A 15073-nucleotide genomic window follows, 5' to 3' on the forward strand; every position below is an offset into this window, starting at 1 on the left:
TCAACTCGCTGCTATTTCGCTTGCCCAACCTAACTTGTCACGACAGGTGGCATAGAAATTGTGATCGGTCGGGTGTATCAGACGGATCTTGAACGGCTTTTTGGTAATGCGGATGATATCCCCTGGCGCACAGGCAATATTCATCTGGCCATCAAAACTGACTTGCGGGTAGGTTTCGTTGGTTTCACCAATAACCAGTTTGATTTCACTCTTGCCGTCCACCACGATCGGGCGACTGCTCAGGGTGTGAGGGAACATGGGCACCAGTACCACGGCGTCCAGCTTCGGATGCATGATGGGGCCGCCTGCTGACAGGGAATAGGCGGTTGACCCGGTGGGCGTGGCCACAATCAAACCATCGGAGCGCTGGCTGTAGACGAAATGGCCATCAATATACAGGTCAAAACCGATCATCCGGGTGGATTTCCCCGGATGCAGCACCACATCGTTCAAAGCGGAGCCATAGCCAAGAGGTTGGCCATTACGCTCCACATGGCCATCCAGCAGGAACCGCGATTCCTCAATGTAATCGCCGGCCAGCACCTGCGCCAGGCGCTCTTCCAGATCAGACGGGGAAATATCCGTCAGGAAGCCCAGCCGACCGCGGTTGACGCCCAGAATCGGGATCTTGGATTTCGCCAGCTCACGGGCGGCCCCGAGCAAACTACCGTCACCACCCACCACAATGACCAGGTCGCAGATCTCGCCAAGCAGTTTCTTGCTGGCTACCTGAAGACCATGGCCCGGAATCATGGTGGATGTATCTTCTTCAATGATGACGTGGTAGTTGTTGGCCGTCAGGTATTGCTTGAGCTGTCGTAGGGACTCAACCACCTTGACGCTGCCCATACGCCCGACGATGCCGATATTCCTGAACTGATCCATGAAGTATCCCGTGGTGTCTGAATGAGACAGGAAAGGCGTCGCCCTCCCTGTTCTGTAACGAACAGATCCACAGTTTAACGAATCTCGGGCCGATACTGAAAAAAGATCCGCGTCAGGACCGATGCTGCTCGCAGTGGTCGTCTATCCCGGGCTGGAACTCAGCCGGTTGAGTTACCCTCATGATCGGCTCACCGCAGGCATTTCCTGCATTATCGACATGGCGGCAAACCGGGTGTTCGTAGTGCGCCAGCCAGTCTTTGTAGGCCGGCTCGTTCATACCGCAACGTTCCGCCGCGTAGGCCACCGGATTACCAAAATAGGTGTCGATATCTTCGTAGGGCAAGGTGATGTGCCCGACACCGGGATGGTAGGCAACCAGAAATACCGACTGGCTCTGCAGTTGTTGTAGCAGCGAATCCTCAGGCGGAACCTGGTGGCGGAGCTCGTGGTTTTCCTGCTCAAGGGCAACAATCTTGTCATCCCGAAGCTCGAGCTCCCGTTGTTTACGCTCCAGCTGCTCTCGCAGCAGGACGGTCTCGGCATCGGCGTTGACGTCCTTGCGCTGCAGGGCATCGCCCTCCGCCATTTTCTCCTGCATGGAGAGGTATTGCTCGTTGCGTTGCGCCAGGCGCTGCTTGAGCTGCTCATTGCTGATCCGGGTGCGCTCGTAACGCTGCTCCAGATCTGACATCTCACCGCGCAGGGCCTGCATCTCAAGGCGATGCTCACGCTGGAGGTCAGCCAGGGAATCCCGGTGTACACTCTGGAGGGTTTTGATCCGGAGCCGTTGTTCACGGAGGATCTGGGCAACGCGGGCGCGATCGCGTCCGTCATCAACCGGCTGCTCCACATTTGCCGTGGTAAGAACCGGGATATTCTCTTCTTCCGGTTCCATTTTCTGGAAACGCAGGGTATTGGCTTCCACCGCTTTGCGGATCAACTGGAAATGGTTGCTGCCGGGGGTCATGTCCGGGTCCCAGAGCTCCTGGGCAAACGCCGGATCGGGGCACTGGCTTCGGCACACCAGCCGGATAGCTCCACAGCCCATATCCGGGCCCTTGGCGCCTTTCTCTGCCAACGCCTCGATGGGCACATTCCAGTGGCTGTCAGCCCGCCCCTCGTCATCGAACCAGATACGGAAGAAGACTAGGGAGCGGACCATCAGCTCCGGAGAGAGGTTTACCAGTACCGCCCGGACGTCTGTCTCGGCAAGGTCAGACAAACCAACATAGCCGTCCAGAAACGCGCCGAACTCAGACAAGCGCATCTGCCGGGCAACCTGACTGCCCTCCATAAAGAAAACTGCCGAGTACCCTTCACCTGCCTGCGCGGCATTAACCATTCACTTTCTCCATGCTTCGGAAGACTCTTGTTATGGACGCCCAAGGCGGGAAGAGAGTTCCATTCTTCTTCCGCTCTTCAACCCCACAGTCTAGCCAGACCTTAACCGAAACACAGAGAAAAACTGCAACGTTTTGTGATCAGATCTCCGCTGCCAGGCGGCTACCCTGATCAATGGCCCGCTTTGCGTCCAGCTCAGCGGCAACATCAGCACCACCAATCAGGTGCACCGGCAAACCGGCTGCCTCCAGACCTGACTGCAGCTCACGCAGCGGCTCCTGACCCGCACACACAATGATGGTATCCACCGGCAACACTTTATCTTCACCCTGCTCGGCACCTTTCGGTGTGATGGTAATGTGCAGACCTTCGTCATCAATCTTGCGATAGCTGACGCCAGGCACCATCTGCACGTTGCGATGCTTGAGCGAGGTGCGGTGAATCCAGCCTGTGGTCTTGCCAAGGTTCTTGCCGACTTTGGAGGCCTTGCGCTGCAGCAGGTAAACCTCCCGCGCAGGCTCAGGCACCTGCGGCTGGACACCCTGAATACCGCCACGGTGTTCAACAGTCAGATCCACGCCCCACTCCTTCATGAAGTGCTCGGTGTTCAAAGAGGGCGATTCACCCTTGTGGACGATAAATTCTGACACATCAAAGCCGATACCCCCCGCTCCGATGACCGCAACTTTCTGACCAACCGGTTTGCGCTCCAGCAGCGCATCCAGGTAACCAATCACCTTCGGGTGATCAATGCCTTCGATATCCGGGGTGCGGGGCTCAACGCCAGTGGCCAGAACCACCTCATCAAAGCCACCGGCCTTGAGGTCTTCTGCCGTGACACGGGTATTGAGCCGAACGTCAACGCCGTGCTTATCGAGCATCACCCGGAAGTAACGCAGGGTCTCGTAAAACTCTTCCTTGCCCGGAATGCGCTTGGCCACATTGAACTGGCCACCAACCTCGCTGCCGGCGTCAAAGACAGTCACTTTATGCCCGCGCTCCGCGGCAACGGAGGCAAACGCCAGGCCCGCGGGGCCGGCACCAACCACCGCAATCGCCTTCGGTGCAGCCGTCTTGACATAAGCCAACTCGGTTTCGTGGCAGGCACGGGGGTTGACCAGGCAGGACGTCAACTTGCCACTGAACGTGTGGTCAAGGCAGGCCTGGTTACAGCCGATACAGGTATTGATCTCCTCGGCACGATCTTCCTCGGCCTTGAGCACCAGGTCAGCATCCGCCAGGAACGGGCGGGCCATGGACACCATATCCGCATCGCCTTCTGCCAGAACTTTCTCGGCAACGTCCGGCATGTTAATCCGGTTGGTGGTGACCAGCGGAATACTGACCTCACCTTTAAGCCGGGCCGTTACCTTGGTAAAGGCGCCACGGGGCACGGAGGTGGCGATGGTCGGCACTCGGGCTTCGTGCCAGCCGATACCGGTATTGATAATGGTGGCGCCCGCCTTCTCGATTTCCTTGGCCAGGTGCACCACCTCTTCCCAGGTGCTGCCGTCTTCGATCAGGTCGAGCATGGACAGGCGATAGATAATGATAAAGTTCTCGCCCACACGCTCACGTACCCGGCGAACGATTTCAATGGGCAGGCGAATGCGGTTCTCGTAACTGCCACCCCACTGATCGGTTCGATGGTTGGTGTGTTTGACGATGAACTGGTTAATGAAATAACCCTCGGACCCCATAATCTCCACGCCATCGTATCCGGCACGCTGGGCCAGGGCCGCACAATTCACGTAGTCGTCGATCTGCTTCTGGATGCCGGCTTCATCGAGCTCTTTAGGCTTGAACGGGTTGATCGGCGCCTGGATGGCAGACGGCGCTACCAGCTCAGGGGAATAAGCGTAACGGCCAGCGTGCAGGATCTGCATGCAGATTTTGCCATCGGCCTCGTGCACGGCCTGGGTAATCACCTTGTGTTTGTCAGACTCTTCCTCTGTGCTCATCTTGGCCGCGTGCTGAAAGACCGCGCCTTCGGTATTCGGACCAATACCACCCGTTACGATCAGGCCAACGCCACCAAGGGCGCGCTCGGAGTAGAACGCCGCCAAACGCTCGAATCCGTTTTTCACTTCCTCCAGGCCGGTATGCATGGAGCCCATCAGTGTGCGGTTACGCAGGGTGGTAAAGCCAAGGTCCAGTGGTTCTAGCAGGTGCGGGTACTTGCTCACGCCCGGTGATGCAGCCATTGGTAAACTCCTCATCGTTTGTAGGATCGGGAAGCGGTCGCTCCCATTGTTATGGCTCCTACACTACCCAGCTCCCGCTAACGCAACAATATCCAAAAAGAACATTTTATTATCTCTGGATAACACCGATAATACGATCATGACCAATGTTTCCAGTTCCAACCAGAATTCGCTGGGCGACATCAGCCTGCTCTATGCTTCGGTGTTGCTGCGCGCCACTGAGGCCGAGGGAGGCGATACCGAAAAGTTAAAATCCCAGTTTCACCTGAATGACCCCAAGCTGGCCGCACCGGAAGGCCGCATCAGCATTCCCAGATTCATGCGCCTGGGCCAGGCTGCCATCGCCACAACAGGCAACCCAGCCCTCGGCCTGCGCATGGGCGCCCTGACACGCCCCATCGATGCCGGCATTGCCGGCCTGGCAGCAGAAACCGCCAATTCGGTTCACCAGGCCCTTGCCACACTGATACGTTATTCCCTGCTTAGCAGCCGAAACTCCCGGGGGGAGCCAAGCCTGGCAGCTGAGCACCGTAAGGCCTGCTTTTACTCCATCAGCCCTTACAACCAGTACAACTACTTTGTAGTGGATTCGATTCTTGCCGCCTGGGCACAACTGATCAGACACATGACAGGCCGCTACGACGTTCTGGAACGGGTGCGTATCGAGTATCCGTCGATTGGGCTGGATGATGTATTTGAAAGCTGGTTTCGCTGCCCGGTGGAATTCGGCGCGAAGGAAAATTCAATTCGCGTCAAGGAAAGCGCCTGGCTGCAGGTGCCCAGTCAGGCTCACCAGAGCATGCACGAGAAACTGACGTCGTGGTGCGAGCAGGAACTGCAGCAGATTCGTAAAGGCTGGAGTGTGGCTGACAGAGCCCGATACCTGATGACGCCGTTACTACGAGGAGAAACGCCGACCATTGAAACCCTGGCCAACCGGCTGGGAACAACACCCTGGACACTGCAAAGACAGCTTGCGAGTGAGGGAACCGGCTTTCGGGAATTGCTGGACAACACCCGCAGACAACTGGCGCAGGATTATCTGCAGGAAACCAACAGCTCGCTGTCAGAAATTGCCTGGCTGTTAGGATTTGCAAACCCACCGGCATTCCATAAGGCCTATCGGCGCTGGTATGGCATAAGCCCGGGAGAATACCGGAAACACATCAAGGGGAGTAACTAAGGTAAAGCAAAGGGGGGGGATAAAAATGGCGGAGCGGACGGGACTCGAACCCGCGACCCCCGGCGTGACAGGCCGGTATTCTAACCAACTGAACTACCGCTCCGCGTTTGCTGCCTAACAGCCTCTGTTGCTGGCTGCTCGGTGACAACGAGGGCGCATTATAAAGAGGCCCCCGTTTATGTCAACGCTTTTACGGAACTTTTTTCAGATTTTTCCAAACCTCCGATTACATGGCGTCAACCATGGCATCTTTGCCCTGGGCCGTCTTCCGGTATTCGATGGGCGTCATACCCGACCAGCGTTTGAACGCCCGGTAGAACGTACTGGGTTCGGAAAAACCGGTTAGGTACACAATTTCATCAATTGACTCATCGGTGGTAGCAAGGAGCTGCCGCGCCAGCCGATAGCGGAAATCCGCCAGCACCTGGTTGAAGCTGGTTTCTGCCTCGGTGAGCCGGGTGCGCAAGGTTCTTGGCTTGATACCCAGCCGGTCAGCTACCGCATCCAGGGTCACCTCGCCGCTGTCCAACAGCTCGGCGATGATGCGCTCCACCTGGCCAACAATGTCTTTTTTCTCGAGCCGCGCCACCTGTTCACTGGCGAAGCGCTCGTGCAGTGCCAACAGTTCCGGCTCTGCGTGGGGCGAGGCATGGGACAGCATCGCAGCAGGGAAATACAACCGGTTTTCTTCTGCGCCAAAAACCACGTTACAACCCAGAACCTCGCGTACGTGCTCGGCCCCCTGCTCCCGCCCATGCTCGAACTCGATTCGTGATGGGTAGAAGTTGCCATCGGTGATGGACTTGAAGAAAGTAATCAGCCCCTGGACGAAGCATTCATTGAAGTGCTTGAGTTTGCGAATCTCATCGGAGGCAGCATCCAGCACCATGCAGGCCTCTTCGCCCTCAATAAAGAAATCGGTATTGGCGGCATCGCTCAGCAAGCGCTGATAGTTCTGAGCCCGGCGCAGTCCCTCTCCGAAGGTTGGGCTGCTGAGAAACAGGTATTCGAGCACCTGGCCCTTGTAGGCGGGCAACAGCGGCCCCAGGTGCAGGCCTATGTCCGGGTCGCCGGATACATCCTCCACCGCCTGCCAGAAGTAAAGCTGGGCGCTGTGGGGAGTGCGAAGCTGGTCTGTGTAGACGTAGTTCTCGTCAACGCCGAGGCGGCTGAATATGGCATCGGTATCGACACCCTTTTTCTTCATCGCCTCATAAATCAGGCGCAACATCACGCCCGCATCACGTAGTTCCTGCATAGTATCCCGCTATTTTATTTATATGGTTACTACTTTGACCCACCGGACAGTGCCCAAGGCACGGCGGGTCAATGCCCGATCTGGACGGGTTTGCCAGACTGCGAGGCCGCCACGACTTTCGTCTTATATTAGAGCATATCAGGCCACAGACGCACAGTTGTACCAGAATGTAGAGAAAATCGGTAATTACGTTACTGATTCACGGGAAATTATCCGGCCAGCCTGGCCGATGAGGGAGACGAGCACAATGACAGAACCACTGATTTACCGCAGCACGCCACCAGCGCTACTGCCCATGTTCGGCCGGGCGCTGCTGCCAAAATCACACAAGCCCGGCGCCAACACAGAGATTCCGGAGTTGCGGGCCGAGCTGCTGGGGGTGGCTACCGACACACCGATGTTGTCCCGCTATATCAGCGTGTGCGGATTCAAGCCCGGTTCCACCCTGCCCATAACCTGGCCCCACATCCTGGCTTTCCCGCTGCACCTGAAACTGCTGACTGACAAACGGTTTCCATTGCCCTTGCTAGGCCTGGTGCATCTGCGCAACACCATCACCCAGCACCGCCCAATCCAGACCGGCGAAAACCTGGATATCAGAGTAACGCTGGGCAATCAGCAGAGCACGGGGCGCGGTATCGAATTTGATCTGATTACAGAGGCTCGCTCGGCAGGCCGGCTGATCTGGGAGGAAATAAGCACCAACCTGTTTCGGATGGCCAATACTGAGCGCGGCAAGGCTAAAGCACAACCACCCAAACTCGACACCTATCCGTTCAGCGAGTCCATCACGGCACCGGAAAACCTTGGGCGACGGTATGGGCAGGTATCAGGGGACCGCAACCCGATTCACATGCACGCATTGAGTGCCAAAGCCTTTGGCTTCCCACGGGCCATTGCCCATGGCATGTGGAGCAAAGCCCGGGCACTGTCAATACTGGAACAGCAAGAGGGCTGGCAATCGGGCCTGGTTCGTGTGAGCTGTCAGTTCAAGAAACCCCTGTTTCTGCCCGGTATAGCCCAACTGAACTGGCAGACCACCAGCGACACCTGGGATTATCAACTACTGAACAGCACGGGCGATGCGCCTCACCTGAGTGGTCGTATTGAGTGGCTGTAGAAGTGGGATAAACGAATCGATCTGGCCGCTCACCGCCAGATCGATATTCAATCTGCAGCGCAGGGCTGGCCTTCAGCGTGTGCAACAGGCAGGGTGAAATAAAAGCAGGCACCGCCCGCTTCCGGACGCTCATAACCAATTTCGCCGCCCTGGGCCTGAATCAGGGATCGACAGGTAGCCAGGCCAATACCCATACCTTCGTCCTTGGTGGTGTAGAACGGATGAAACAGCTTTTCCTCGGCATCCTCTGGCACACCTACACCGTGATCGAGCACCTCGATGCGTACACACTGATCGCCACAGCGGCGGGCACTGACCTCAACCGGCGTCGATGACTCGGCACTACGAGTGGCTTCAAGAGCATTCCGAATCAGGTTAAGGGCCACTTGCTGAACCTGTATCGGATCTGCCAGCACTTCGGGCAGATCGTCCTCTACGCGCACTTCAATGCCGCCTTCGTTGTTCCTCATATCCACTTCGGCAAACTGCCGGGTATCTTCCAGGAGCACCAGAACCGATAACACCTCTTTGCCAGTGGCGGGCTTTTTCATGAATCGGCGAATGCGACGAATGATCTCACTGGCCCGGTGCGACTGCGCTTCGATTTTGTCGAGGGTTTCCTGAAGCAACTCAAGATCTGGCTGCTCCTTCGCCATCATGCGCTTGGACACCCGGGCATAGTTGGTGATAGCGGTCAGTGGCTGATTAACTTCATGGGCAAACCCCGCGGCCATTTCGCCCATAGTGGTCAGGCGAGATGTATGGGCCAGTTGATCCCGCTGTTCCTGAACCAGTGTCCGGGCCTCTTCCAGAGCCCGTTCATTATCCAGTTCCACGGAAATGTCACGGAACACAACCACCGCGCCGTGCAACTCACCATCATCCAGCTTGGGCGTGGAACGGTACTCTGCAGGGAAGCCGCTGCCATCGGCACGCAGCAGCCGGATATCACGCTGGCTTTCCGCGACCCCTTGCCGGCAGGTGGCCATCACCGGCAGGCTGTCCTGGCACTCTGCCGCCGTTGAAAAGTGTAGATCGAAGAAACTTTTGCCAATCAGATCTTCCGCCGGACAGCCCATAATCATGGCAGCGGCGGGGTTGGCAAACTCGATGATGCCATTCTCGTCCAGGCCGTAGATACCTTCACTGATTGAGTTCAGGATGCGCGTCTGATCGCTCTGAAGTTCCCGGTTCCGGGCCTGGAGTTCCCGCTCCAGACGAATCACCTGAGCGTGGGTTTTAACCCTGGCAATGACTTCCAGCGACTGGAATGGCTTGGAGATGTAGTCTGCACCACCCAGACTGAAGCCTTTTACCTTGGCCTGCAGGTCATCCAGGGCAGACAGGAAGACGACAGCGCAGTCTGAAGTTTCGGGGTCGGCTTTCAGGCGCTCACATACCTCATAGCCGTCCATTTCCGGCATCATGATGTCCAGCAGAATCACTTCCGGATGATGGCGGTGGGCAAGGTCCAGCGCTTTCTCGCCTTCGTTGGCGATCAGAAGCCGGTAGCCTTTGTCTTTCAGGGTCTCGTAGAGGACTTTCAGGTTCTGCGGATTGTCATCAACCAGCAGAACCGTCACCTCGGAGTTCTCACTGACAACTTCAGTCATAGAAACATGGCCGGTTAAAAACGTCATTGTATGATGACGATACCGACAGACCTAGTCGATAAGTTCCTTTACGGACAGAACCATGCGCACCAGATGTGCCAATGAATGGGTGCCCATCTTGTGCATAACGCGGGACCGGTGAATCTCAACGGTGCGCTGGCTGATCTCAAGCTCGATGGCAATCACCTTGTTGGCCTGGCCGGCAATCATGCGATCCATGATTTCCCGTTCACGGGGGGTAAGACTCTTCACCCGGCGAACAATCTCCTGGCGTTCATCCAGGGATTTACGCTGGTCGCGATCCTGTTCCAGCGCCGCCTCGATCTTTTCCAACAGCGCTTCTTCGCGATAGGGCTTCTGGATGAAATCGACAGCACCTTCCTTCATGGCATCAACCGCCATGGGCACATCGCCGTGACCGGTCACAAAGATGATCGGCAGAATGGAATGCTTGTCGTTGAGTTTCTTCTGCAGCTCCATGCCGTCCATACCCGGCATACGGATATCCAGCACAATGCAGCCCGCCATCTGGTCGGAATAGTCCGCCAGAAAGGCGCCAGCGCTTTCATAGGTTTTCACCGGCTTGCCGTCGGATTTCAGCAACAATTCCAGTGAATCGCGGACGGCCTCGTCGTCCTCTACCACGTACACAGTCTGCTGGATATCAGTCATGGATCTGTTTTCTCCTGTCCGTTTTATTATCGGGCCGGTCAGTGGATGGACGGATCTTTGTGATCGTCTCTGGCATGTTCCTGCCGTTCATGTTCCCGCATTTTTTCAAGTCGTTGCTGGATAATGCCAAAAACGCTCTGCTTGGGGTACCTGCCTTTGTCATCGGCCTTGCCGGCCGGCTTGCCAAGTAACAGTGTAATGGCCTCTTCCACTCGGGCAACCGGATATACGGCAAACTTGCCCGCCTTCGATGCCTTGACCACCTCGCTGTCCAGCATCAGGTTCTGTACGTTAGTGACCGGAATAATCACTCCCTGGGAACCAGTCAGGCCACCTTTCAGCTCACAGGTGGCATAAAAGCCTTCGACTTTTTCGTTCACGCCGCCAATCGGCTGCACCTCGCCAAACTGGTTTACCGAACCGGTAATCGCCAGATCCTGCCGCACCGGAATACCAGACAGGGCCGAGATCAATGCGCAAAGCTCGGCCAGGGAGGCGCTGTCTCCATCTACTTCACCATAGTTCTGCTCGAAGGTAAGACTGGCCGACAGGTGCATCGGGTCATTGACCGCAAAATGTGAGGCCAGCCAGGAGCTGAGAATCATCACGCCCTTGGAGTGGATATTACCGCCGAGTTTGACATCCCGCTCGATGTCCATAACACCGCCATCACCATAATAGCAGGTTGCCGTTACCCGGTTGGACAAACCAAACTCGAAACCGCCAGTCGACAGCACCGACAAGGCGTTCACCTGCCCGACGCAGGTGCCAGTGGTGGTTACGAGAGTGGAGCCATCACGAACGGAATCGTAAAAATGGTCACGAATACGACTGCTGCGGTAACGGGCACTTTCCAACGCTCGCTCCACGTGCACTTCCGAAATCAGCTTGGCCCCCGCCTGTCGGGCCCAGAAATCGGATTCCCGCAGGAGGTTCGCAATGTCCGCTGCGTGCAGCGAAAGCCTGTTCTGATGCTCTGCCATGCGCGCGCTGTGTTCAATAATACGGGCCACCGCTTTGTTGGTGCAGTGCAGCAGCTTCTTTTCCACCACCAGGCTGGCAATGAACTTGGCATACAGCAGCTGGCTTTCCTCAGTACGGTACATCTCGTTTTCGAAATCAGCGGTCACCCGGAACAACTCGGCAAACTCGGAATCGTATTCCTGCAGCAACATCCAGGTTTCGCGATCGCCGAACAAAACGATTTTGACATCCAGGGGTACCGCTTCCGGCTCAATGGAAATGGTTCCCGAGAGCGTCAGTTCCCGTTCCAGGGAATTGATCTGCAGGGTCCGGGAACGCAGGGCGCGCTTCAAACCGTCCCAGACAAAGGGCTGCTCCAGCACCTTGATGGCATCCATCAGCAGGTAACCGCCATTGGCCTTGTGCAGACTACCCGGGCGAATCAGGGAGAAGTCGGTGAACACGGTACCTTTGAAGGTGACGTTCTCCACGTACCCGAACAGGTTGTGGTAGGTGGGATTGTCTTCCACCACCACCGGCACCTCATTGGTTTTCTGGTGCACCAGCACATTGATCACGTAGCGCCGGGGCGTTTTCTTGTCCAGTGAGGCGTAGGCAATCGCCGCCTGCTCTTCGTCGTCCTCAAGGAAGATATCCAGGTTGTCGACCAGATCTTTGCGAACCGCCTCCAGATAGGCAACAACGTCTGGCTGTTCGTTGTAACGCTTCACCAACTCATCAATCTGGTGGCCAGAGATGCCCTCGAGGGTTTCCTGGTTCAATGCCTGATGCTTCTCAGCGTACTCCTGCTCCCAATCGGCCAGCTTGCGAAGGGCTTGGCGAAGTTTCTTTTCAAGGGCGTTAATGGTGTCTTCAAACTTGTCACGCTGCTCATCGGTAAGCGCCTGGAAGCTCTCCACGGTGTGGGGTTCATCACCATTCATGGCAACCAGCCGATAACCACCTGGCGTCGTGACCGTCAGGCTGACTTTCTTGCGTCGTGCCTGGTTGGCGACTTTCTCAAGCTCGTCTTCCTGTTTCTTGCCGTATTCGTTCTTGAGCTGCTCTGAACGCTCAAGAAAGCTATCACTGTCGAAGGTCTGGGGAATCACTTTCACCAACCGCGACATCAGTTTGTCCATGTCCTGCTTGAGCTGGGTCCCCATCCCTGCCGGCAGTTGCAACAAACGGGGATTGCGCGGTTCATCAAAGTTGGCAACGTAACACCAATCATGACTTTGCTGCTCTGTGTCCACATGGTGCTCCAGATACCGGAGCATCATGGTGCGCTTGCCCAAGCCGTTGCGACCTACCGCATACACGTTATAACCACCATGGGGCATGGCGAGTGCAAATCGCACCGCTTCCTGAGCACGATTCTGACCAACAATCTCAGCCAGAGGCTCCAGTTGCCGGGTGGTTTTAAAGGGCAGGTCTTTGAGAACGCAGGCTTTGTAGAGCTGATGCAAGGGCAGTGACTTCAAGTTTGATTCCCGTTGAGTTCGGTTTTGAAAATTAGCTGTCGCTGGCATTGTAGTGTTTGAGCATCAAGCTGTCGCGTACCACTTCCGCTTTTATCCGATGAGGCCTGGAGCCTGGCAATTTGCCAACTGGATCACAAATTACCTCTTGATCATTTTTCAGGCAGGCCGTCGATTACTACACTTCCATGCCCGGACGGATTCCGGACACAACAAGTACAATACGCGTGATGGTCAACACAATGACGAATTATTCCGCAGATCGCCGCATCAAGGATCGTTTTTCGGCGTCATGTCTCAAGGTACAACTCCGTGAGAGGGCGTTCTTTGGTCGCGGAAAACAGCCGGTAGCGGTAACCTGCCTGGATCTCAACCGTTACGGTATGGCAGTGCTCTGCCCTCGGCCGATAGACTCTGGCGCTCGCCTGTTCCTCGATATTGAGGGCAAATACATCAGCGAGTCCCGCGTCGATGCCTGTGTGGTCTCGTGCCAGCCGTTTCAGACCGGTTATCGTCTCAGCCTTCAGTTCAGCTACTGTCTCGACAAAAAGGGCTATTCACGGGCAATGGATAATGCCTTGTCCCGGATTGAGGGTTTCTACAACCGTTTTGCCAGCTGATCAGATCAGGCCCGCATCCAGGCTGGCTGCCACATACATGCCCAGCTCCTGGCACTGCTCCTCGAATTCATCCGTGTAATCTCCCCTGCATAGCAAAGGCTCCTGTACCCGTTTCCAGCGAAGGCCGGTGGTGATGCTGTCGATGGCGCGGCGAGTGCCGGTGCCGTCGTGGCCGGCGCGGATGTAGTAGGTGAAGGGCAGGCCCTGGGTTTTCTCGAGGCAGGGGTAATAACTTCGGTCGAAGAAGTCTTTGAGGGCGCCAGACATGTAGCCGAGGTTTTCGGTGGTGCCGAGGATGATGGCGTCGCAGGCGAGGATGTCTTCGGGGCCGGCATCAAGTGGGGCTTTTACCACTACGTCCACGGATTCAATATCGGGGTGGCGGGCGCCGGTTTCTATGGCTTTCCGGAGTTTCAGGGTATTTGGGGATGGGGCGTGGGCTACTATTAACAACTGCTTTTTCATCGTCATAGTATTCCAACCTTATTCCTGCACCTAACTATCTTGCCAGGTCAGCACAGTGGGGAGCCTTTCCGGGAAACGCTACAAGCACATCCATGTGCGCTTCGCTCCGGCCATCCATGGCCTCCGAGATTCCCGGAAAGGCTCCCCACTGCGCCGCCCGCCCAACTTTGCAGAGGGCGGTCCGACAGAGAAGTGTTACAGCAACTCGCCGTTTGCTTCTACTGGCGCTTCTGCCGCTTCTTTCTTAACCGGCTTGGGCATCAGTTTGTCGCGAACCTTGGCTTCGATTTCGTTGGCGATGTCCAGGTTCTCTTCCAGGAACTTGCAGGCATTGGCTTTGCCCTGGCCGATTTTGTCGCCGTTGTAGGCGTACCAGGCGCCGGATTTGTCGACGAAGCCTTCTTTTACGCCCATATCCAGAACTTCGGCCATGTGGTAGATGCCCTTGCCGTACATGATCTGGAACTCGGCCTGTTTGAAGGGCGGAGATACCTTGTTCTTGACGACTTTTACGCGGGTTTCGTTACCGACCACTTCGTCGCCCTCTTTGACAGCACCGATGCGGCGGATGTCCAAGCGTACGGAGGAGTAGAACTTCAGGGCGTTACCGCCGGTGGTGGTTTCCGGGCTGCCGAACATGACGCCGATTTTCATCCGGATCTGGTTGATAAAGACCATCAGGCAGTTGGCGTGTTTGACGTTACCGGTCAGTTTACGCAGGGCCTGGGACATCAGGCGGGCCTGGAGTCCTACGTGGCTGTCGCCCATCTCGCCTTCGATTTCGGCTTTCGGTGTCAGTGCGGCAACGGAGTCGACGATGATCACGTCAATGGCGTTGGAGCGCACCAGCATGTCGGCGATTTCCAGGGCCTGTTCGCCGGTGTCTGGCTGGGACACCAGCAGGTCGTCTACGTTAACGCCCAGCTTTTCCGCGTAAATGGGGTCGAGCGCGTGCTCAGCGTCAATGAAGGCGCAGGTTTTTCCGGCCTTTTGGGCTTCCGCAATAACCTGCAGGGTCAGTGTGGTTTTACCGGAGCTTTCCGGGCCATAGATTTCGACGATCCGGCCGTAAGGCAGGCCACCAATACCCAGGGCTACGTCCAACCCCAGGGAACCAGTGGATACCGCAGGAATGGCTTCACGGGGCTGGTCGCCCATTTTCATCACGGCACCTTTGCCGAACTGGCGCTCAATCTGGCCGAGTGCTGCGCTGAGTGCTTTCTTGCGATTATCTTCCATTGGTACCTGACCCTCATTTGCCGGGGCCG

General features: G+C 56.5%; 12 protein-coding genes and 1 tRNA gene. 3 read left to right on the top strand and 10 right to left on the bottom strand.

Annotated features, from left to right (window positions below):
* From ABIE59_RS02985 to ABIE59_RS02995, 3 genes are all read right to left on the bottom strand, one after another.
* Entirely contained in the window at positions 1–885 is an 885-nt protein-coding gene (locus ABIE59_RS02985; protein ID WP_354444093.1) for an NAD(+) kinase, read from the bottom strand.
* Positions 886–997: 112 nt separating this feature from the next.
* Entirely contained in the window at positions 998–2227 is a 1230-nt protein-coding gene (locus ABIE59_RS02990) for a DNA repair protein (RefSeq protein ID WP_354444095.1), read from the bottom strand.
* A 139-nt stretch (positions 2228–2366) separates the two neighbouring features.
* Positions 2367–4430 carry an oxidoreductase gene (locus tag ABIE59_RS02995; protein ID WP_354444097.1) on the bottom strand — a complete coding sequence of 688 codons (2064 nt, stop codon included), beginning with the start codon at positions 4428–4430 and terminating at the stop codon, positions 2367–2369.
* A gap of 139 nt (positions 4431–4569) precedes the next feature.
* Between ABIE59_RS02995 and ABIE59_RS03000 the strand changes: the two genes are divergently transcribed.
* The gene (locus ABIE59_RS03000; RefSeq protein WP_354444099.1) at positions 4570–5613 is read left to right on the top strand and encodes an AraC family transcriptional regulator; all 1044 of its coding nucleotides are present in this window, start codon (positions 4570–4572) and stop codon (positions 5611–5613) included.
* A gap of 26 nt (positions 5614–5639) precedes the next feature.
* On the opposite strand, the gene ABIE59_RS03005 is transcribed toward ABIE59_RS03000, so the two are convergent.
* Both ABIE59_RS03005 and ABIE59_RS03010 read right to left on the bottom strand, forming a co-directional pair.
* Positions 5640–5716, bottom strand: a tRNA-Asp gene (locus ABIE59_RS03005).
* A 123-nt stretch (positions 5717–5839) separates the two neighbouring features.
* A complete protein-coding gene (locus ABIE59_RS03010; RefSeq protein WP_354444101.1) occupies positions 5840–6871 on the bottom strand; it encodes an AraC family transcriptional regulator in 1032 nt (343 codons plus the stop codon).
* Positions 6872–7118: 247 nt separating this feature from the next.
* Between ABIE59_RS03010 and ABIE59_RS03015 the strand changes: the two genes are divergently transcribed.
* Positions 7119–7991 carry a MaoC family dehydratase gene (locus tag ABIE59_RS03015; protein ID WP_354444103.1) on the top strand — a complete coding sequence of 291 codons (873 nt, stop codon included), beginning with the start codon at positions 7119–7121 and terminating at the stop codon, positions 7989–7991.
* 47 nt (positions 7992–8038) lie between these two features.
* On the opposite strand, the gene ABIE59_RS03020 is transcribed toward ABIE59_RS03015, so the two are convergent.
* The 3 genes from ABIE59_RS03020 to ABIE59_RS03030 are packed head-to-tail and all read right to left on the bottom strand — an operon-like array spanning position 8039 to position 12723.
* Positions 8039–9604, bottom strand: coding sequence for an ATP-binding response regulator (locus ABIE59_RS03020; protein ID WP_354444105.1), 1566 nt, complete (start codon positions 9602–9604; stop codon positions 8039–8041).
* A gap of 51 nt (positions 9605–9655) precedes the next feature.
* Positions 9656–10276: a response regulator FixJ gene (gene fixJ / locus ABIE59_RS03025; protein ID WP_354444107.1), complete on the bottom strand. Its 621-nt coding sequence runs from the start codon at positions 10274–10276 to the stop codon at positions 9656–9658.
* A 38-nt stretch (positions 10277–10314) separates the two neighbouring features.
* On the bottom strand, positions 10315–12723 hold the full coding sequence (locus ABIE59_RS03030) for a Lon protease family protein (protein ID WP_354444109.1): 2409 nt from the start codon (positions 12721–12723) through the stop codon (positions 10315–10317).
* A gap of 239 nt (positions 12724–12962) precedes the next feature.
* Here ABIE59_RS03030 and ABIE59_RS03035 point away from each other — a divergent pair, with 239 nt between their 5' ends.
* On the top strand, positions 12963–13340 hold the full coding sequence (locus ABIE59_RS03035; RefSeq protein WP_354444111.1) for a PilZ domain-containing protein: 378 nt from the start codon (positions 12963–12965) through the stop codon (positions 13338–13340).
* Here the strand turns inward: ABIE59_RS03035 and ABIE59_RS03040 are convergent, their stop codons facing one another.
* Positions 13341–13811, bottom strand: a complete 471-nt coding sequence (locus tag ABIE59_RS03040) for a flavodoxin family protein (protein WP_354444113.1) — start codon at positions 13809–13811, stop codon at positions 13341–13343. It abuts the gene before it with no gap.
* A 189-nt stretch (positions 13812–14000) separates the two neighbouring features.
* Positions 14001–15044, bottom strand: a complete 1044-nt coding sequence (gene recA, locus ABIE59_RS03045; RefSeq protein ID WP_286815329.1) for a recombinase RecA — start codon at positions 15042–15044, stop codon at positions 14001–14003.
* Positions 15045–15073: the final 29 nt, after the last annotated feature.

This window comes from Marinobacter sp. MBR-99 (assembly GCF_040547575.1).
Lineage (GTDB): Bacteria > Pseudomonadota > Gammaproteobacteria > Pseudomonadales > Oleiphilaceae > Marinobacter.

What these genes read in the sequence shown, in the direction of transcription:
- ABIE59_RS02985 (WP_354444093.1), bottom strand. Translation starts at nt 885, where the DNA reads ATGGATCAGTTCAGGAATATCGGCATCGTCGGGCGTATGGGCAGCGTC.
- ABIE59_RS03040 (WP_354444113.1), bottom strand. Translation starts at nt 13,811, where the DNA reads ATGACGATGAAAAAGCAGTTGTTAATAGTAGCCCACGCCCCATCCCCA.
- ABIE59_RS02995 (WP_354444097.1), bottom strand. Translation starts at nt 4,430, where the DNA reads ATGGCTGCATCACCGGGCGTGAGCAAGTACCCGCACCTGCTAGAACCA.
- ABIE59_RS03020 (WP_354444105.1), bottom strand. Translation starts at nt 9,604, where the DNA reads ATGACTGAAGTTGTCAGTGAGAACTCCGAGGTGACGGTTCTGCTGGTT.
- fixJ (WP_354444107.1), bottom strand. Translation starts at nt 10,276, where the DNA reads ATGACTGATATCCAGCAGACTGTGTACGTGGTAGAGGACGACGAGGCC.
- recA (WP_286815329.1), bottom strand. Translation starts at nt 15,044, where the DNA reads ATGGAAGATAATCGCAAGAAAGCACTCAGCGCAGCACTCGGCCAGATT.
- ABIE59_RS03010 (WP_354444101.1), bottom strand. Translation starts at nt 6,871, where the DNA reads ATGCAGGAACTACGTGATGCGGGCGTGATGTTGCGCCTGATTTATGAG.
- ABIE59_RS03000 (WP_354444099.1), top strand. Translation starts at nt 4,570, where the DNA reads ATGACCAATGTTTCCAGTTCCAACCAGAATTCGCTGGGCGACATCAGC.
- ABIE59_RS03035 (WP_354444111.1), top strand. Translation starts at nt 12,963, where the DNA reads ATGACGAATTATTCCGCAGATCGCCGCATCAAGGATCGTTTTTCGGCG.
- ABIE59_RS03015 (WP_354444103.1), top strand. Translation starts at nt 7,119, where the DNA reads ATGACAGAACCACTGATTTACCGCAGCACGCCACCAGCGCTACTGCCC.
- ABIE59_RS02990 (WP_354444095.1), bottom strand. Translation starts at nt 2,227, where the DNA reads ATGGTTAATGCCGCGCAGGCAGGTGAAGGGTACTCGGCAGTTTTCTTT.